This window comes from Amycolatopsis sulphurea, from assembly GCF_002564045.1.
Taxonomy (GTDB): Bacteria; Actinomycetota; Actinomycetes; order Mycobacteriales; family Pseudonocardiaceae; genus Amycolatopsis; species Amycolatopsis sulphurea.
The window spans coordinates 4,633,738-4,652,519 of the sequence record NZ_PDJK01000002.1 but is presented as its reverse complement, the minus strand read 5'-3'; the positions used below and the strand labels follow the sequence as shown (position 1 = coordinate 4,652,519).

Below are 18,782 nucleotides of genomic sequence, written 5' to 3'. Positions count from 1 at the left end.
GCGATCTGGGGGAACCGAGCGTTTGAGCGGCCCGGTCCGCCAGCACGGGTGCCTGGCGAGCGATCTGGTGAGCTCGGCTTGACGGTGTACGTGGGCGGCGTGAACAGGCGGCGACCTCGATCGCGCGACGTGGGCGAATCCGGACCGGCGGCGTGCTTGTGCGGCCTCGGGTAGGGCGTTGGCGCGCCGGGACAATCGTGCGGCGAGTCGTCCTGATGCGTGGCTCCGTAAGGGCTATCCGGGTCAGTAAGGCGGCCGAGTAGCCTGAGCGAAAGACTTGGCAGACGGGCTGTGGCGAACGCACATCTCGTCCCGGATGCGCAGAGGCACGGCGAGAGCCGAGCGAGCGAGTGGGCAGTTCGACTGGGCTGCTCCCTGGCTGCCGACCGGAATCCCGGTCTCGGCGGCGGCCCATCGGCCGAGGAGTATGCAGCCGCTGCGCACGTCGATTGCCCGGACAGGGCGGGCAACAAGCGGGTCCGCGGGCGCCGGACGAGCCGGACCCCAGCACGCCAAGCCCCGGCCGGACCCAGCACACCGGGCCTGACCGGGTCAGGCACCACACCCGGCCCCGACCGGCCAGGCACCACGGGCACCAAACGCGACGAGCGGCAGACACACCGAGCCCGACCGGGCGAGCACCACGGGCACCCAACCCGACCAGCGGCAGACACGACCGGCACCAGACCCCACGGGCGGCAGGCACCACGGACACCAGACCGCACGAGCCAGCAGGCACGCCAGACCAACACGAACCGGCCGACAGGCACGACGACCGGTACCGAGGGGGAGGCCGGCCCCGGGACTCGAAGGGAACTGATCAGGAACCGATTCGGCAGGAACTACCGAGGCCGGGCGGTTTCTGGCAAAGTGCCGTCCTGCTTCGGGTGAGACGGGGAGGTCGGGAATGGGCGAGCCGGCGGTGGCCGACGGGACTGCGCGGCATCGGTTGCCGGTGCGGAAGTTGTTCGCGGCCAGTGCGGGGAACGCGCTGGAGTGGTTCGACTGGACGATCTACGGGACGTTCAGCATCTACTTCGCGGCGGCCTTCTTCCCGGCCGGGAACGACACGCTGGCGTTGATCAACACGTTCGCCACCTACGCGCTCGCGTTCTTCTTCCGGCCGCTCGGTGGCGTGCTGCTCGGGCGGTTCGCGGACGTGCGCGGGCGCAAGCCGGCGATGATTCTCACCATCGGGTTGATGGCGGGCGGGTCCGTGGCGATCGGGGTGCTGCCGACGTTCGAACAGGTGGGGTGGCTGGCGCCGGTGCTGCTGCTCGTCGCACGGATCGCGCAGGGGCTTTCGCTCGGGGGTGAGGTGTCCAACGCCTCCGCCTACCTCGGGGAGATCGCGCCGGACGAACGGCGGGGTCGGTATTCCTCGTTCTTCTACATCTCGACCGGGTCGGCAGTGCTGGTCGCGACGGTGCTCGGGTTCGTGCTTGCGCGGACGATGGACAAGAGCCAGCTGAGCTCGTTCGGCTGGCGGATTCCGTTCCTGCTCGGCGGGGTGCTCGGCGTCGTGGGGCTGTGGTTGCGCCACAGTCTCACCGAAAGCGAGCTGTACCAACGGAAAAAAGAACAAGCCCGGCGCGTCGAACGGCCGTTGCGCACCACGCTCACGCACCACCCGCGTGCAGTCGGGCAGCTGGTCGGATTCACGATGCTGTCGACGCTTTGCTACTACACGTTCTTCAGCGCGCTCACTTCGTTCGCGGTGAAGAACCGGGGCGCGGACGACGTCGACACCTTCCTCGCGTTGTCCATCGGCACCGCATTGTTCGTCGCGCTCCAGTACCCGATGGGGGCGCTCGCCGACCGGGCGGGGCGCAAACCGCAGCTGCTCGTGTGGGCCGGGGCGACGGCGCTGGTGATCGTCCCACTGTCGTACCTCGTGCGGCCGGGGCTCGGCGGGCTGCTCGTCGTGTTCTGTGTGGGGCTCGGGCTCTACACCGCGATGACCTCGCTCGCCCCGGCGATCATGAGTGAGCTGTTCCCCACCGAACTGCGTGGGCTGGGCATCGGCGCTTGGTACAACCTCACCGTCGCGGTGTTCGGCGGCACCGCTCCCCTGGTGCTCAACGCGCTGTCCGCGGCCGGGGCCGGAACGGCGTTCTTCTGGTACGTGGCGATCGCGGCGGCCATCGCGTTCCTCGTCATTCTGCGGCTGCCCGAGACGAAGGGCACTGAGCTGCAGTAATCTGTTCGATTCCGTCCACGCGAAGTCGGTGTGCTGCGGCGATCCGCCGACGCGAAGGAGGAACACTGTGCAACCGCAGCTCGAAGTGAACGAGGATCTGGCGCGACGCGTGGTGGCCGCAGTCGGCCGCGCGTTCGGTCTCGATCTGGCCCCGGCCCGCGCTCCTCGCAGTGTCCACACGCGACGGTGTGGATTACCAGGTCAACCTGGCGATGAGCCTGGGCAAACGACTCGCGACCCCACCCCGTGAAGTGGCTGGGCGGATCCTGGAACACCTCGACCTCGGGGACGTGCTCGAACCGCCGGAGATCGCCGGGCCTGGGTTTCTCAACTTCGTGCTGCGCCGAGTCTGGCTCGAAGACCGCGTGCACGCACTGGCCGGGGACGACCGGCTCGGCGTGGCACCGGAGGAACAGCCCCGCCGCATCGCGCTCGACTACAGCAGTCCCAACGTCGCGAAGGAAATGCACGTCGGGCACCTGCGGTCCACGGTGCTCGGCGACGCGATTGCCCGGCTGCTGCGGTTCGCCGGGCACGAAGTGCTGCCGCACAACCATCTCGGCGACTGGGGCACGCCGTTCGGCATGCTCGTCGAGCGTCTGCTGGACGAACCACCGGCGGCCCGCAACGGAATCGGCGACCTGAACGCGTTCTACCAGACTGCACGGCGGAAGTTCGACAGCGACGAGAAGTTCGCCGCGAGATCTCGCGAGCGCGTGGTCAAGCTGCAGAGCGGAGGCCTCGAAACCCTCGCGGTGTGGCAGGAACTCGTCGACGAATCGGCTCGGCACTTCAACGAGGTCTACCGAAATCTCGGCATCACGCTGACCGACGCCGACATCTACGGCGAGAGCTTCTACAACCCGTGCCTCGCGACGGTCGTCGACGAGCTGGAAGCGGACGGGCTCACCGAGATCAGCGACGGCGCGGTCTGTGTATTCCCCGAAGGCTTCCACAACCGCGAAGGCGACCGCCTTCCGCTGATCGTCCGCAAACGCGACGGCGGCTACGGCTATGCGGCCACGGATCTCGCCACAGCGAAGTACTGGACCACGGAACGTGGCGCCACCGATTTGCTGTACGTGGTCGGCACACCGCAGGCACAGCACTTCGCGATGCTGTTCGCGGTATGCCGCGCAGTAGGCTGGCTAGACGGTGTACACGCCGAGCACATCGGGTTCGGCTCGGTACTCGGTGCGGACGGCAAGGTGATGCGGACGCGCGCAGGCGAGACGATCAAGCTCGCCGACCTGCTGGACCCACCTCGCGACGCTGCTCCACCGGAAGCTCATGACTGGACCGGCCGATCAACGCAGGCAGCCCCCATCGAGTCCGCGAGAGACACACGACGACTCAGCGGCGCAGCGGCACCAAATCATCCGCGTGCACCACCTCACGACGCTGCTCCACCGGAAGCTCATGGCTGGAACGGCCGATCAACGCAGGCAGCTCAGCCGCATCGAAGGCAACCACGCCGCGCGCGACAGGGAGGTCGGCCGGGTCGACGAGGTCGACCACGTCGCCGGCCTGGAAATCGCCGTCGAGGCCGGTGATGCCGGCGGACAGGAGCGAGCGGCGGCGCAGGATGGCCTGGACCGCGCCTTCGTCGAGGCGGAGTTTGCCGGTGGCGTCGGTGGCGTAGCCGAGCCAGAAACGCCGAGCGGACAGGCGGGTGTCGGCGGGGGTGAACGCGGTGCCGACCTCGGCCCTGCCGAGCGCGTCGGCGGCGTTCGCGGCGGCGGCGAGCAGGACGGGGATGCCGGCGCCGGCCGCGGTGCGGGCGGCGGCGAGTTTCGAGACCATGCCGCCGGTGCCGAGGCCGGAGGAGGACATGCCGACCGAGATTCCGTCTACATCGGACTCGCTGTGCACCTCGGCGATGCGGCGGGTGGCGCCGGAGCGCGGATCCCCGTCGTACAGTCCGTCCACATCGGACAGCAGGACGAGTGCGTCGGCACCGATCAGGTGGGCCACCAGTGCGGCCAGCCGGTCGTTGTCGCCGAACCGGATCTCCTGGGTGGCCACGGTGTCGTTCTCGTTCACCACGGGCACCGCGCCGAGGGCGAGCAGCCGGGAGAAAGTGCGCTGCGCGTTGCGGTAGTGGGACCGGCGGACCACGTCGTCCGAGGTCAGCAGGACCTGGCCGACGGTGAGCGCGTACCGGCCGAACGACTCCGCGTACGCGTGCGCGAGCGCGAGCTGGCCGACGCTCGCGGCGGCCTGCTGGGTGGCCAGGTCACGCGGGCGTTTGCCCAGCTCCAGCGGCGCCAGACCGGCGCCGATCGCGCCCGAGGACACGAGCACGATCTGTGCGCCGCGCCGTGCCCGGTCGGCGATCGCGTCGACCAGCGCGTCCAGCCGGGCCACGTCGAGCCCGCTGCCCGCGGTGGTCAGCGCGGACGAGCCGACCTTGACCACGAGCCTGCGGGCCTCGGCGATCGCCTGCCGGGTCCCGTTCACCGGTCCTGCTCCGGGGCGGCCGGATCCTCGTCGGTCCACACCTCGCCGAGGTCGTCGGCGAGGCCGGCCGGCTCGTCGTCCGGGCCGTCCTCGGGCTCGTCCGGGCCGTCCCGGCGGATCCGCCGGGCTTCCTTGCGTTCGGCTGCGCCGACCCGGTCGTTGCGCTCCAGCCGGACGTCGGTGCCCCGGCCGGACAGGTGCACGGCGGCCCCGGGCGTGGACGGCTCCCATTCGAACTGGATGTCGCCGATGGTGACCGGGCTGCCCGGTTTCGCGCCGCGTTTGGCCAGCGCGTCCTCGACGCCGAGGCGGTTGAGCCGGTCGGCCAGGTAGCCGACCGCCTCGTCGTTGGCGAAGTTGGTCTGCCGGATCCAGCGTTCCGGCCGGGCGCCCTGGACGACGAACGCGCCCTCCTCTTCGGGGTCGGGCGACACGGTGAACCCGGTGTCGTCGACCGCGAGCGGGCGCAGAACGATCTTTTCCGGCTCCAGCACCGGCTGTGCCTCGCGATAGGCCGTGACGACCTCGGCGAGGGCGAAGCTCAATTCCCGCAGGCCCCTGCGCGAGGCGGTGGACACCTCGAACACCCGCAGCCCGCGTTCCTCGAAGTCGGTGCGCACGAATTCGGCCAGCTCCGCCGCTTCCGGGACGTCGATCTTGTTCAGCACGACCACCCGCGGGCGCTCTTCGAGCTTGCCGCCCAGGCGGGGGGTGTAGCGGGCCAGCTCCGCCTCCAGCGCGTCCACATCGGACACTGGATCGCGACCGGGTTCGAGGGTGGCGCAGTCGACCACGTGCACCAGTACCGCGCAGCGCTCGATGTGGCGCAGGAAGTCCAGCCCCAGGCCGCGGCCCTCGGAAGCGCCGGGAATCAGGCCGGGCACATCCGCCATCGTGTACACAGTGGACCCGGCGGTGATCACGCCGAGGTTCGGCACCAGCGTGGTGAACGGGTAGTCGGCGATCTTCGGCTTGGCCGCGGACAGCACGGAGATCAGCGAGGATTTGCCCGCGGACGGGAAGCCGAGCAGCCCGACGTCGGCCACCGAACGCAGCTCCAGCACCAGGTTGCGGCTTTCCCCCGGCTCGCCCAGCAGCGCGAAACCGGGTGCCTTGCGGGCCTTTGAGGCCAGCGCCGCGTTGCCCAGCCCGCCCCGGCCGCCCTGCGCGGCGACGAACCGGGTGCCCGGGTTGACCAGGTCGGCCACCAGCTCGCCGTCCTCGGTGAACACCACGGTGCCGGCCGGGACGCGCATCTCCAGCGGCTGGCCGGCGGCGCCGTTGCGGTTGCTGCCCATGCCCATCTTGCCGTTGCCGGCGCGGGCGTGCGGGCGGAAGTGGAAGTCGAGCAGGGTGTGCACGCTGGGGTCGACGACGAGCGTGACGTCGCCGCCGTTGCCGCCGTTGCCGCCGTCCGGGCCGCCGAGCGGCTTGAACTTCTCACGGTGCACCGAGGCGCATCCGTTGCCCCCGTCACCGGCGGTCAGATGGATGACCGCACGGTCCACGAACCGGGACGCCATGACGTCGCACCTTTCCCTGCACACGAAAAACGGCGCGGCTCACGCTGGGTCTCCAGCGGCCGCACCGTGGGGGTTCCGGGGGCTCGGGCCCCCGGGGCTAACACGAGTAACGGGCGACGTGGTCCGCGCTTTCGGCGGACACACGTCGCCCCGACATCGCCCGTTACGGCTCGATGTTGACGGTCTTGCGGCCGCGCTTCGCACCGAACTTGACCGCACCGGCAGCCAGCGCGAACAGCGTGTCGTCGCCGCCGCGGCCGACGTTCACGCCGGGGTGGAACTTGGTGCCCCGCTGGCGGATGATGATCTCGCCCGCGTTGACCTGCTGGCCGCCGAAGCGCTTCACGCCGAGGCGCTGCGCGTTCGAATCACGACCGTTGCGGGAGCTGGACGCACCCTTCTTGTGAGCCATCGTTCAAGCCCTTCTTGCTCTGGCGAAGATCCGGAAAGTCTTACTGGGAGATCGCGGTGACCTCGACGCGGGTCAGCTTCTGCCGGTGACCCTGGCGCTTGTGGTAGCCGGTCTTGTTCTTGAACTTGTGGATCCGGATCTTCGGACCCTTGGTCTGCTCGACGACCTTGCCGGTGACCGAGACCTTCGCCAGCGCATCGGCGTCCGTGGTGACCTGGCCACCGTCGACGAACAGCACGGCGGTGAAGGTGTGCTCGGTGCCCGGCTCGCCCTCGAGCTTCTCGACCTCGACGACGTCGCCGACGGCCACCTTGTACTGCTTGCCGCCGGTCTTGACGATCGCGTACGCCGACACGGAAGTCTCCTGCATTACTCGACAATGGGTTCAGGGGCTGGCGCGGCCGGCCCGCCGGGAGGCGGTCCAGGTGCTCGCGCAGCGACTCACTCTGGCGGTGAGCCGTAGTCCAGGTTACGGGAGGCCCCGGGCTCGGTTACACCCGGGGTCCCCCTGTGCTCGATCAGCTCTGGTCGGTGGCGTGCACCGGCGGGCCCGCCGGCCGCGAAGCCGCCCGCCGCGAGCGCCGGCGGCCGCTGCGTCCGGCCGGAGCGGGCACCTCGACCTCGGGTTCCCCGGCAGCGGCCTCAGGGGCTTCCGCGGGCTCCGGTTCCGGAGAGGACGGCGCCACGGCCGGTTCCGCCTGGGGCACCACGGTTTCGTCGGCCGACGTGGTGACCGGCGCATCCGCGACTTCCCGGGCGGGCCCGGCGGACGGCTCCGCCGGGCGCACCTCGGTCTCGTCGGCCGCGGTGGTCACCGGCTGGCCGGCGAGTTCCCGCGCGGGACCGGCCCTTCCGGCGGCCCGGCTCGCGACCCGGCGGGACCGGGTGGCCGAGCGGCCGGTGGTTTCGCGGACGGGCTCGGCGGACGGGGCCTCGGCGGTCACCGGCTGGTCCCCGGCGGACTCGCCACTGCCCTCCCGGGGCTGCCGGTCCGGTTCGGCCTCCTCCCCGGCGGGCTCGTCGTGTTCACCACGGGTGGACGCGGCCTTCGAGGCGTTGGCCATCGCCTGTACCGCGGAGGCCACCGATTCGCGCTGCTCCGGCGTCGGGCCCGCGGACACCGGCTCGTTCTTCGCCTGATGCTCGGTGTGCTGCTCTTCGCCGCCCTTGCCGCGGCCGCGGGAACGCCGGGAGGACTTCGTGTCCCCGCCGTGGTTGTGCCCGTTGCCGTTGTGCCCGCCGCCGCCACCGCCGTTGCCGCGCTGCGGTTCGGTGGAGACGACCACGCCGCGGCCCTTGCAGTGCTCACACGGCGTGGAGAACGCTTCGAGCAGCCCGGTGCCGATCTTCTTGCGGGTCATCTGCACCAGGCCGAGCGAGGTGACCTCGGCGACCTGGTGACGGGTGCGGTCGCGGCCGAGGCATTCGGTGAGCCGGCGCAGCACCAGTTCCCGGTTGGACTCCAGCACCATGTCGATGAAGTCGATCACGATGATGCCGCCGATGTCGCGCAGCCGCAGCTGGCGGACGATCTCCTCGGCCGACTCCAGGTTGTTGCGGGTCACCGTCTCCTCGAGGTTGCCGCCGGAGCCGGTGAACTTGCCGGTGTTCACGTCGATCACGGTCATCGCCTCGGTGCGGTCGATGACCAGGTAACCGCCGGAGGGCAGCCAGACCTTGCGGTCGAGCGCCTTGGTGATCTGCTCGTCGATCCGGTGGTCGGCGAACGCGTCGCCGTTGCCGATGTAGCGCTTGAGCCGGTCGGTCAGGTCGGGGGCGACGTGCTGCACGTAGCCGTGGATGGTGTCCCAGGCCTTGCCGCCCTGCACCTCCAGCTGGGCGAAGTCCTCGGTGAACAGGTCCCGCACGACCTTGACCAGCAGATCCGGCTCCTCGTAGAGCATCGCCGGAGCGCCGCCCTTCTTGCCGGACCCGGCCGCGGCCTTGTCCTTGATGACGTCCCACTGCGCCTTGAGCCGCTGCACGTCGCGGTCCAGCTCCTCTTCGGAGATGCCCTCCGAGGCGGTGCGGATGATCACGCCCGCGTCCTCCGGGACGATCCGCTTGAGGATGTCCTTGAGCCGGCGGCGCTCGTTCTCCGGCAGCTTGCGGGAGATGCCGGTGGCCCCGCCCGCGGGGACGTAGACCAGGAACCGGCCGGGCAGCGAGATCTGCGTGGTCAGCCGGGCGCCCTTGTGCCCGACCGGGTCCTTGGTGACCTGCACCAGCACGCTGTCGCCGGTGGAGAGGGCCTGCTCGATCTTGCGGGCCTTGCCCTCCAGGCCGGCCGCGTCCCAGTCGACCTCGCCGGCGTAGAGCACCGCGTTGCGGCCGCGGCCGATGTCGATGAACGCGGCCTCCATGCTGGGCAGCACGTTCTGCACCCGGCCCAGGTACACGTTGCCGACGATCGAGCCGGTGCCCGACTGGGTCACGAAGTGCTCGACCAGCACGCCGTCCTCGAGCACGCCGATCTGGGTGGAGTCGCCCTTCTCGGCGACGACCATGGTGCGCTCGACCGCTTCGCGGCGGGCCAGGAACTCGGCCTCGGACAGGATCGGGGCACGGCGGCGGCCCGCCTCCCGGCCGTCGCGGCGGCGCTGGCGCTTGGCCTCCAGCCGGGTGGAGCCGCGGACGCTGCGCACCTCGTCGCGCACCGGGCGCTCGGACTCGGACTTGCCCTGGCGGACGTGGGTGACGGTGTTCGGCGGATCGTCGCCGGCCGTGGTCTCGGCCGCGTCGTCGTCCCCGCCCTTGCGGCGACGGCGACGGCGGCGGCGCTTGCTGCCTCCGTCGGCGTCGTTGTCGTCGCCGGAATCGGCCTCGTCCTGCTCGGCCTTGTCCTCGCGCTTGCCGCTCTGGTCGGCGGCGGGCTGCTCGGCGTCCTCGGACTGCTCCGCGACGTCGGCACCCTCTTCGCCGCCCTTGCCCCGGCCACGGCCACGGCGGCCACGGCGGCGGCGACGGCGGCCGTTGGCGTCCTCGCCGTCCTCGTCCGGGCGCTCGTCGCGCGGTTCGGCCGCGGTGTCCTCGCCGGCGGTGTCCTCGGCGGTCTCCGTGGCCTCGGCCACGGCGGGCGCGGGCTTGCTGCGCGCGGGCTGCGCTTCCTGCTGCTCCGGCGGCAGGAAGACCGGCGACGGCGCGGCGAACACCGGCACGTGCACCGGACCCCGGGCGGGCGTGGCCTGCTCGGTCTCCTGCTGCTCGGCCGGGACCGCCGGGGCGACCACCCGGCGGCTGCGCCGGGAACCGCCTCGCGCGGTCTTGCCGCCCGTGGTCTCGGCGGCGTCGGCCGGGGCCTGGCCGGTGGTGAACGGGCTGGTCACGACGGCCTGGCCAGGCGCGGCGGCCTTTGCTTCGCTGTCTTCGGCGGGCTCGGCTGCGGCGGCCTCGGGCTCGGGGGCGGTCCGGGCGGCCGAGCCGCGGCGGCGCTCCCGGGTCCTGGCGGGGCGGGCCGGGGTTTCGGTGGTCGTGGCTTCGGGGGCCGGGGTCTCGGCGGGCCGGTCGGCGCGGGCGGTGGCTTCGTCCGTGGCCGGGGTCGCCGGAGCCGGGTCGGCGGCCGGGGTGGTGTCCGTGGCCGGGGTGGCGCCGGCGGCCTGGTCCAGTGCCTCGGCCACCTGGTGGGCGACCTCGCGGGTCACGCTGGAGGCCGCGCTGCGCGGACTCTCCCCGAGTTCGGCGAGCTTGGCGAGCAGGTCGCGGCTGCTCTGGCCGAGCAGCTTGGCCAGTGCGTGCACGCGGATGCGCGGCGGCAGCTCGCCCAGGCGGCTGGTGGGTTCGGCGGTAGTCCCGCCGGTCTGGTCGGCGGGTGTGTCCGCGTTCGGCATGTGTCTCCTCCGCCCCCGGGCGCGTCCGCCGGTTGACACCGGTCACGACGCGGCCGCACAGGGGCCCTTTCCGTTCCGTGCCCGCCGTGGTGACCAGCGGCGGGAATCCTGCTGGCGACCGTGCGCTCCTCCGGAACCGGCGGCCGCGCACGTCCTGGTCTGCTCGGCGGCGTGCCCCCGGGACCGCCGCCAGCACGTCGACCTTGGCCCGGCCTCCCGGGGGCGACGCGCGTAGTGCCGGTCCGGCACTCCACCGGGCCGCTCACGACGCGAGCGGGATGCCCGTCGGCGCGGCGGCCGAGGTCAGTATCCCACACCCGGGGGTGCACCCGGTGGAGTCGGTGCCCCGGAGCAGGCGTCCGGGCGCGCCGCGTGCGGCCGCCGCAGCCACTCTCCGGCTGGTCGGAGAGGCCGGGATTCGCCCCGACCAGCGCTTACGGCAGGACGACCGTGGGGGGAGACGGCGGCGAACTGCGCTTACGCCGAAACCGGCCGTCGTGATCCGATCCGCCGGGCGCAACCGGCAGATCGGAAGTTGCCTCCATCCCGGCAGCCCCGCCCGGCCGGCGGAGCGGTTCAGGTCAGCAGCAGTTTCGCGATCCTCCTTGTCGCGCCCCACACGCCGAGTGCGGCGAGCGCCAGCAGGTAGGCGAGGTTGCCGGCCATCCCCCAGGAGAAGAACCCGGCGGCGAGCCCGCGCATCAGCTCGATGGCGTGGTACAGCGGGAAGCACCGGACCAGCCATTGCAGCGCCTCGGGGTACACGGCGAGCGGGAAGAACGTGGTGGAGAACAGGAACATCGGCATCAGCACGAGCTGGATGTAGTCCAGCTGCGAGGTGGACTTCAGGAAGCTCACCAGCGCCATGCTGATCGCCGAGAAGGCGAACGACACCAGCAGCGCGACCGGGAGCAGCGCCAGCGCCCACCACGACGTGAGCAACCCCATCGCCCCGGTGATGCCCATGAACGCGACGGTGTAGAGCCCGCCGCGCAGCATCGCCCAGCCGATCTCGCCGAGTGCCACGTCCAGCGGCCCCACGGGAGTGGCGAGGACTGCCTCGTAGTGGTTGGCGTAGCGCAGCTTGAAGAACATGTTGTAGCTCTCGAACACCGCGCCGTTCATCGCCGAAGCCGCGAGCAGCGCAGGGGCCACGAAGGCGACGTAGCTCATCGGCCGCCCGTCCGGCCCGGCCACAGTGGTGACCAGCTTGCCGAAGCCGATCTGGAACGCGAGCAGGTACAGCAGCGGTTCGAGCGCGCCGGAGACCAGTATGAGCCACGAACGGCCGCTGACGACCAGCGAGCGTTCGATCAGCGCACCGGCCCGGCCGTGGTACCCGGTGATCGGCAGGATGCGCAGCAGCAGCCCGGGCCGCGCGGTCATCACGCCACCAGCCTTCGGTAGAACCCGCGATGCGCGATCGCCCAGCCTGCCAGCACGAGCACGATCAGGTACGCGAGGTGCCCGAGCACGGCCCCGGCTCCGAGACCGCCGAGGGTGGCCGCACGGGCCAGCTCGGTGCCGTGCCACAGCGGGGAAAGCCAGGCGAGCCAGCGCAGGAACACCGGGATCTGGGTGATCGGGAAGAACGTGCCGGAGAACAACGTCATCGGGGTGAGCACGAACCGGAACAGCAGCCCGAACCGCTGGCCCTCATCGAAGGTGTACGCGGCCAGCGCGGTGACCAGCACGGCGCAGGCGAGCCCGGTCAGCGTGCCGACCAGGACGACGATGAGCGCACCCGCATTCGGCCAAGCGCCGAACAGCAACGCGATGAGCCCGTAGACCAGACCGGCCGTGGTGAGCCGCAGGGTGGTCCAGATCAGGTGCCCGCCGAGGACTTGACCAGGCGACACCGGTGTGGCGGTGACCGCGAGATAGTCCTTCTGCCATTTGAATCCGGACAGCACCGGGTAGCTGGACTCGCCGATGCCCAGCTGCGCGGCGCCCGCCACGAGCAGCGCCGGGGCCAGGTAGACCAGGTACGGCACCCCGCCGGTGGCCGGTCCGGCCTTCACCTGCGAGCCGAAGCCGAGGCCCATCGCGGCGAGGAACACCACCGGTTGCAGCCCGGTGGAGTACAGCGTGCTGACCCAGTGGCGCCGGTACCAGGTCCAATGCCCTTCGACGCGCAGCCAGGCACCGCGGAGCGGTCCGACCACCCGAGCGGCGGATGCGGTCGCCATCAGTCGACCAGCGTCCGGCCGGTGAGCCGGAGGAAGACGTCCTCCAGCGAACTGCGGCGGACCAGGCTGGACACCGGGCGTACCCCGCGTTCGTGCGCGCGTTCCAGGGTGGCTTCGCCGGCCATGGTGTAGAGCAGCACGCGGTCCGGCAGCACTTCCGTGCGCTCGGCCAGCCCGGCGAGCCCCGCGGCGGCGGCCTCCTGGTCCCCCGGCGCGAACCGCAGCTCGACCACCTCCCGGGTGGAGTACCGCGCGATCAGCTCGGCGGGCGAGCCCTCGGCGGCGATCCGGCCGCCGTCCATGACGACCAGGCGATCGCAAAGCTGCTCTGCCTCATCCATGTAATGCGTGGTCACGATCAGCGTGGTGCCTTCGGCCTTGAGCCGGAACAGCCTGTCCCACAGCAGATGCCGGGCCTGTGGGTCGAGCCCGGTGGTGGGTTCGTCGAGCAGCAGCAGCTCCGGGTCGTTGACCAGCGAACGGGCGATGGTCAACCGCCGTTTCATCCCGCCGGAGAGCGAGTCCACCGGTTTGTCCGCCCGGTCGGCGAGCTGCGCGAACTCCAGCAGCTCCTCGGCCCGGCGCCGCACGTGTGCCCGGGACAGCCCGAAGTAGCGGCCGTAGACGTGCAGGTTCTGCCGCACGGTCAGCTCGGTGTCGAGGTTGTCCTCCTGCGGCACCACGCCCAGCCGCGCCCGGATCCGCGGCCCGTCTGCTTCCGGGTCCAGGCCGAGGACCCGCAGCTGCCCCTCGCTGCGCGGGGAAACGCACGCGATCATCCGCATGGTCGAGGACTTCCCGGCCCCGTTGGGACCGAGGAACCCGAACGCCTCCCCTCTCCGCACCTCGATGTCGATGCCGCGTACTGCTTCGAACTCTCCGAACCGTTTTGCCAGGGCCTTGGCTCGCACCAGTGCCGAGTCGATCTCTGCCACGCCGCCGACTCTAGGCCGCGGCACCGACAGTTTCGACCGACTTGTTCCGGCTACCGGTTGCGGGCGGCCGCAGGGAGCGTGGGCGGGAGATCACCGACGCCCCTGTTTCCTGCCCGGTTACACCGGACGGTGCGCGAGGAATGCTCTCATCAAAGCATTCCGTCGTACGGACGGGCAGCTGCCTGGTCGGCGGATGAAGACGCGGACCATCCGGAGACAGCCACCGGAAAGCGTGCGTCGGTTCCTGCCAACAGTGCAAGTTCCTGTGTCTGTCCGACGGGCCGGCGGGGACGCCACGGGCCTGCCGATTGGCCGTTGGCGGCCGAGCACCGGAGCAAGGACTGACCCGGCAACTCAGGTCACCGTGATCGCCGTCGTGCGAGAAACCCCGTTCACCGCAACCGAAATCCACGCGGTGCCCGGGCGCAGGGCGCGGACCGTGCCGGTCGCCGGGTCGAAGGAGACCACGTCGCGCGGGCCGGGTGGCCAGGTGCCGATGTGCGCGGCGCGGCCGGTCCAGTGGGCACTGACCGGGTAGGTCACGGGGATGCTGCGGGTGCCCTGGGCGAGGGTGGCGGTGATGCGGGCGGTCGCGGCGCGGGGCAGGGTGGACGGGCCGGTCAGGGTGAGGGTGTCCACGTTCGGGCGGGTTTCGAAGCGGACCGGCTGGGCTCGGCCGGCCGGGTCGAGGCGGGCCAGTGTCCAGCCGACGAAACCGCCGTCGCCGGGGGCGGCGGCGGGGGTCTTGCCGGAGTTTCCGTTGACCAGGTAAGGCACGCCGTCGGTGCGGGACAGCGCGAAAACGCCCGCGTGGGAGGCGATCGCGGCGGCCGGTTTTCCGGACTTCTCTGCGAAACCCGTCAGCCAGGTCTGCAGCAGGGCGGCTTCCTTCCGGTCCGTGAGCTGCGAGTTTCCGGCCGGGCTGGGGTCGAGCACCGGGTGGTGCATGGCGACCGCCACACCGCGCACCGAACGGTCTCCGGCGGCGCTGTCCAGCGCGTCGCGCAGCATCCGCACCTGGTCGAAGCCGCCGGCCCGCAGGGACCCGCGCGACGAGTCGAGCAGGACCAGCCGGATGCCGTGGAGGTCGACGACGCGGTGGGTCGGGCCGAAGACCTCCTGGAACCGGGCCAGCCCGTCGCCGCCTTCGGCCTCGTGGTTGCCGGGCACGTAGTACCACGGGACGCGGCCGTCGAGTTCTTCGCCGATCACCTTGCGCGCCAACGCGAAGTCCGGCGCCGTGCCGCGGTCCACGAGGTCGCCGTTGATCAGCACGAGGTCCGGTTTCGCGGCGACTGCCTCCCGGAATGCCCGCCGCGCCTGGGCGACGAGCGGGCCGTCCGGCGCGTCCGCGGTGAACTGGGCGTCGCTGACGACGGCGATCCGCAGGCCGCCGGTGCCCAGCGTGCCATCGGTGACGAGCGCGGGGTCGTGGTAGGCCGGGTCGCCGGGGATCTGGGCGGTGGGGGCGACCTCGAAGGTGAGGTCGTCGAACACGAGGTGGCCCGAGTACTGCTGATCCGGCACGTTCTCCACGGCATAGAACCGGGTCAGCCGCTGCCCGTCCGGCAGCCCAGCAGGCACCGTGGCCGTGACGTGCCGCCAGCCGGTCCAGTCGACGCTCAGCGAAAGGTCCACAATGGACGCCACGTTTGCCGCGTCGCACAGTTCCGCGCGCAGCCAGGCGCCTTTGCCGTCCCCATTGACCCACAGGCCGATCTTCTGCGTACCCGCGGACACCGGGATCGGGTTGGTTGCGTTCACGTACGCGGCGCGCGTCGCGGTGGTGCCGGTGAGGCGGTAGTCCAGGGCGAGGCCTTTGCCGCCGTCGCGTCCTTCGGCGGGGGAAAGCGCGGCGCCGACCACGGCCGGGTACACGGATGCGGACCAGCCGTCCGGGCCGTCGAGCGGAGACGCCACCTGCGAGACCGCACCGATGGAGGCGCCGAGGTGCTCTGTCAGCCCGGCAGCGTGCACGGTGATCGCTGTGGCACCGGAGGAGGCCAGAGCCGTGACGGCGAAGCCGCTGCCCGAAGGAACCACCTTTACGACCGACGTGTCGTACTCGAGCTTCACGTCCGACGGCTCGATCCAGGTTCCGTAGCCGTCGGCGTCGTAGCCGTAGACCTGGAACGTCCCGCGCGCACCGGAGGCGGACAACGCGACCTGCTTCGCGCTCGTACCGAGGCGAACCGGCGTACCCAGCACAGTGAGCTTCGTGTGGCCACTTGCGCGGCCTTGCCGAGCGGTGACATCAACGTCCGTACGCACGTCGTTCTCGTGCGCCGTGAAGACGTTCTTCGTCACCGCGCCGCGTGCTGGATTCGAGACATGCCAACCCGGGTTGGCAGCGACCGCGGCACCGGTCTCGTCGTGACCGTTCGACGTGAGTACACGCGTCAGGCCGGACAGCACCCGGTCGGCGTTTTCGCCCTGTTGCGCGGGCGCCGGTGCGAAGCCGGTCAGCCGCCCGCTGCCGGGGACCGTCGCCACGCCGATCCCGTTGGGTACCAAGCGCTCCTCGCCGTCCGAGGGAGAGTTGCGCACGGTCGGCGTGGCTTTGCCTTCACCGCGGGCGAGCAACGTCGAGGAGCCACCGCCGTCGAGGTTGATCGCGTCGTCGGCGCCGAGGCTTTTCATCTGCCGAGCCAGTTCCAGCTCGGTCATGCCCCGGCTGTCGGCCTGTCGTCCGTCGACAGTGATCAGCCACATCCGCTTACCGTCCGCGGAGAACCCGACCGCCGTACGCGGCGCGAGAGCGGTGTCGTTGACCGGTTGCAGCTGTCCGTCCTTCAGCAACGCCTCGTTGCCGCCGACTGCGACCGCGATCTTCCCAGCGTCCGTACGCGGCGCGTACGAGACACCTACCCGGTCACCGACGCGCAATGCGGAAAGAGCGTCCGCACCGGCTTCCCGGCCGAGCAGGAGGATCGCGCCGGCCGGGACAGGCCCGTCCGCAGGCTTCGCGCGAAGTTGCGTAACCACGCTGTCGTGAATCTCCGCTTCGACGACACGCTGTGCTCCGGCTACCGAAGTCCCACGCGCCGAAGCACCCCACAACGGCGTGTACACGCCCAGCGCGTCCTTACCGAGTACGGGGCTGTTGAAGTTGCTGGCGGGGACGACACGGCCGTCCGGCATCGTCACCGACGCCTCAAGGAAGATGTCCGCGAGCTTCGCGCGGCCTTCCTCGGTGATCGCCGCGGTCGTGTTGTGCCCGGCAGCCGGCGCCGTCTGCAGCTTCCCATTGTCGATCCCGACGCCGATCGGGGCACCGGTCGCGTTGATGTCGAAGAAGTCTCCGTTCACGCCCACGACCGCGCCCGCCTTCGCGACCTGCTGTGAAAGCGGGGTCCGCGCGGACACTGTGCCGGGACTGAGGTAGGTCGGCTTCAGCACCTTGCTGGTGAGGTCGACGCTCAGGGTGTCGCCGCGGATCCAGCCCTTCGGGTCGAAGCGGTCGAACTGGGTGAGGCCCAGACCGGGCGCGACCTCGGTCGACGAGCTGCTGGTCACCAATCCGTCGTCGACGGCCGGAGCGGCCGCGGAAACCGGCGCTTCACGGGCGGAAGACGCTGCGGGAGCACCCTCCATCGGGGGCGAGCCGAGCGGCGCGGCGAGTGGATCGGCCTGGGCCGGAGTGGCGACGGAAACCGCGAGGACGGCCGTGAGCAGCACGAGGCGTGACTTCTTCACAAGGAACCCCAGGATCGAGGAAGCAGCTTGGGCCAGGTAAGTCGACCGGCGCGGCTTCGGGAAGACGAGCCGGTGAACGCCGCCTGAATGGCGCAGGGACGATCAGGGCGTGAGCTTGGCCGCGAGGAACCCCCGAGCGGCCTCCTCGGCCTCCGCCGCTCCGGTGATCCGCGGGCTGATCCCGCCCCGTTTCCACAGCAGCATCAGCAACTCCTGGACCGTCGCCTCGACCGTCGCGACGGGCTCCGCCTCGCCGAGCACGGGCGGTGCGCCGGGCACGAGCGTCCAGGAACACCCGAGATCGCCGGCGTGCAAAGCGATCGGCGCGGCCAGGGAGGGGATGGCCACGAACCGCGCGGCCACGGGCAGGAACCTGCCGAGGACCTCGTCCACCCCGTCCGCGGCCACCAGCGGTTCCAGCCGGACCACTCCGCCACGAGCGGCGTGCGCGTCGATCAGGTGCACTGCGGTTTCGTGCACCTGACGGCGGAACCAGAACGCCTTGGTCATCTCGATGCCGACGAACTGCCGGCACGGCTCGTCCGGATCCGCTGCGGCGAGCACGTCCAGCAACCTGGCCGCGCTTTCGGCATACCAGCCCGCCGGATCCTCCCCCATCTCCGCCTCGACACGCACCTGCTGCCCGGTCTCCACGATCGTCGCCACCGACCGGTGCACGACGCCCAGGTGCGCCACGAGATCGCGCCGGGTCCAGTCCCCGCAGCAGGGCACCGCGGCCTCGAACCGGCCGGCCCGCACCTCTTCGGCGAAAGCCTCGGTCAGTGCCCGCAGGTGCGGCAGGTAATCCGGCGCAGGAAACGGAAAAGTCGGCACGGGCCGAGACTAGCGCGCGGCGGTACCGTCCTCCAGCATGATCGTCTGCGTGCCGAGGACCGAGCGCAGCCGCAGCGCCTCCTCGGCCGGCGAGCCGGGCGGAGCGGAGTAGAACACGACCTGCTGGTCCCGGTCGGAGATCTCCAGCACGTCGCAGTTCACCGTGATCGGACCGACCGCCGGATGCCGGAATGTCTTGCGCGGCGTCGGTTCCACGGCGACCTCGTGCCGTGCCCACAGCCGGGCGAATTCCTCGCTCCCGGCGCGCAGGTCCGCGATCAGCCCGGTCAGCTCGTGGTCGCCGGGATAGCGGACCGCGGCCGCAGCGCCGACGAGCGCGCGAACTCCCCGGCGGACCAGGTTGCGGCGCGTGCGGGCGGCGGTGGACCGGACCGTCACCGGTTCGGGCGGCTCGACATCGCCTTCAACAACGGGGCGACGCTCACCCCGCCCCTGCCGGTGGACCGGATGCCGCCGGCCGATTTCGACCGGCTCTACGAAGTGAACCTGCGCGGCCCGTGGCTGGCCATGGTCGCCGAAGCCGACGCGATCCGGGCGAGTGCCGGGACCGGCGCGATCGTGCACACCTCGAGTGTGGGGAGCCCGGCTACGCGGCGACGAAGCGGGCGCTCAACAGCCTCACCGCGTCGGCCGCGGCGCAGTTCGGGCCGGAAGGCATCCGGGTCAACGCGATCGCGCCCGGCTA

Annotated in this window: 12 protein-coding genes and 2 pseudogenes; 3 read left to right on the top strand and 11 right to left on the bottom strand. The window is 71.2% G+C overall.

The annotated features are described in order from the left end of the window. The first annotated feature begins 907 nt into the window (after positions 1 to 907). Together ATK36_RS27325 and argS are read left to right on the top strand one after the other, a co-directional pair. On the top strand, positions 908 to 2,200 hold the full coding sequence (locus tag ATK36_RS27325) for an MFS transporter (protein ID WP_098514090.1): 1,293 nt from the start codon (positions 908 to 910) through the stop codon (positions 2,198 to 2,200). Positions 2,201 to 2,412: 212 nt separating this feature from the next. Beyond that, positions 2,413 to 3,417, top strand: a pseudogene (gene argS, locus ATK36_RS27320) (arginine--tRNA ligase domain-containing protein); the annotation flags it as partial. Positions 3,418 to 3,553: 136 nt separating this feature from the next. On the opposite strand, the gene proB reads toward argS, so the two are convergent. The 11 genes from proB to ATK36_RS33960 all read right to left on the bottom strand — a co-directional run bounded on the left by proB (position 3,554) and on the right by ATK36_RS33960 (position 18,475). Then, entirely contained in the window at positions 3,554 to 4,660 is a 1,107-nt protein-coding gene (proB, locus tag ATK36_RS27315; RefSeq protein WP_098514089.1) for a glutamate 5-kinase, read from the bottom strand. Next, positions 4,657 to 6,183 (bottom strand): GTPase ObgE, encoded by a 1,527-nt coding sequence (gene obgE, locus ATK36_RS27310; protein WP_098514088.1) that lies wholly within the window; start codon positions 6,181 to 6,183, stop codon positions 4,657 to 4,659. Before obgE ends, proB begins: the two co-directional genes overlap by 4 nt. A 163-nt stretch (positions 6,184 to 6,346) precedes the next feature. Then, positions 6,347 to 6,595: a 50S ribosomal protein L27 gene (gene rpmA / locus ATK36_RS27305; protein WP_098514087.1), complete on the bottom strand. Its 249-nt coding sequence runs from the start codon at positions 6,593 to 6,595 to the stop codon at positions 6,347 to 6,349. Positions 6,596 to 6,635: 40 nt separating this feature from the next. Further along, positions 6,636 to 6,950 (bottom strand): 50S ribosomal protein L21, encoded by a 315-nt coding sequence (gene rplU, locus ATK36_RS27300; protein WP_098515217.1) that lies wholly within the window; start codon positions 6,948 to 6,950, stop codon positions 6,636 to 6,638. A 163-nt stretch (positions 6,951 to 7,113) separates the two neighbouring features. Continuing rightward, positions 7,114 to 10,422, bottom strand: coding sequence for a translation initiation factor IF-2 N-terminal domain-containing protein (locus ATK36_RS27295; protein WP_098514086.1), 3,309 nt, complete (start codon positions 10,420 to 10,422; stop codon positions 7,114 to 7,116). Between the two features lie 576 nt (positions 10,423 to 10,998). Beyond that, on the bottom strand, positions 10,999 to 11,808 hold the full coding sequence (locus tag ATK36_RS27290; protein ID WP_098514085.1) for an ABC transporter permease: 810 nt from the start codon (positions 11,806 to 11,808) through the stop codon (positions 10,999 to 11,001). Beyond that, positions 11,808 to 12,611, bottom strand: a complete 804-nt coding sequence (locus ATK36_RS27285) for an ABC transporter permease (protein WP_098514084.1) — start codon at positions 12,609 to 12,611, stop codon at positions 11,808 to 11,810. The genes ATK36_RS27290 and ATK36_RS27285 overlap by 1 nt, the downstream gene beginning before the upstream one ends. Next, complete coding sequence (locus tag ATK36_RS27280) at positions 12,611 to 13,546, bottom strand: ABC transporter ATP-binding protein (protein WP_098514083.1); 936 nt, start codon at positions 13,544 to 13,546, stop codon at positions 12,611 to 12,613. The genes ATK36_RS27285 and ATK36_RS27280 overlap by 1 nt, the downstream gene beginning before the upstream one ends. A 354-nt stretch (positions 13,547 to 13,900) precedes the next feature. Then, on the bottom strand, positions 13,901 to 17,224 hold the full coding sequence (locus ATK36_RS27275; protein WP_170069930.1) for a phosphodiester glycosidase family protein: 3,324 nt from the start codon (positions 17,222 to 17,224) through the stop codon (positions 13,901 to 13,903). A 120-nt stretch (positions 17,225 to 17,344) separates the two neighbouring features. Next, positions 17,345 to 18,076, bottom strand: a complete 732-nt coding sequence (locus tag ATK36_RS27270) for a maleylpyruvate isomerase family mycothiol-dependent enzyme (protein WP_098514082.1) — start codon at positions 18,074 to 18,076, stop codon at positions 17,345 to 17,347. Between the two features lie 9 nt (positions 18,077 to 18,085). Then, entirely contained in the window at positions 18,086 to 18,475 is a 390-nt protein-coding gene (locus tag ATK36_RS33960) for an MmyB family transcriptional regulator (RefSeq protein ID WP_281259118.1), read from the bottom strand. Here ATK36_RS33960 and ATK36_RS33955 point away from each other — a divergent pair. Further along, positions 18,371 to 18,759 (top strand): annotated as a pseudogene (locus tag ATK36_RS33955) (SDR family oxidoreductase); the annotation flags it as partial. The gene ATK36_RS33960 and the pseudogene ATK36_RS33955 sit on opposite strands and share 105 nt — an antisense overlap. Between the last annotated feature and the right edge of the window lie 23 nt (positions 18,760 to 18,782).

Coding starts and splice junctions, on each gene's coding strand:
- ATK36_RS27325 (WP_098514090.1), top strand. CDS start 908: ATGGGCGAGCCGGCGGTGGCCGACGGGACTGCGCGGCATCGGTTGCCG.
- ATK36_RS27290 (WP_098514085.1), bottom strand. CDS start 11,808: ATGACCGCGCGGCCCGGGCTGCTGCTGCGCATCCTGCCGATCACCGGG.
- rpmA (WP_098514087.1), bottom strand. CDS start 6,595: ATGGCTCACAAGAAGGGTGCGTCCAGCTCCCGCAACGGTCGTGATTCG.
- ATK36_RS27285 (WP_098514084.1), bottom strand. CDS start 12,611: ATGGCGACCGCATCCGCCGCTCGGGTGGTCGGACCGCTCCGCGGTGCC.
- ATK36_RS27295 (WP_098514086.1), bottom strand. CDS start 10,422: ATGCCGAACGCGGACACACCCGCCGACCAGACCGGCGGGACTACCGCC.
- obgE (WP_098514088.1), bottom strand. CDS start 6,183: ATGGCGTCCCGGTTCGTGGACCGTGCGGTCATCCATCTGACCGCCGGT.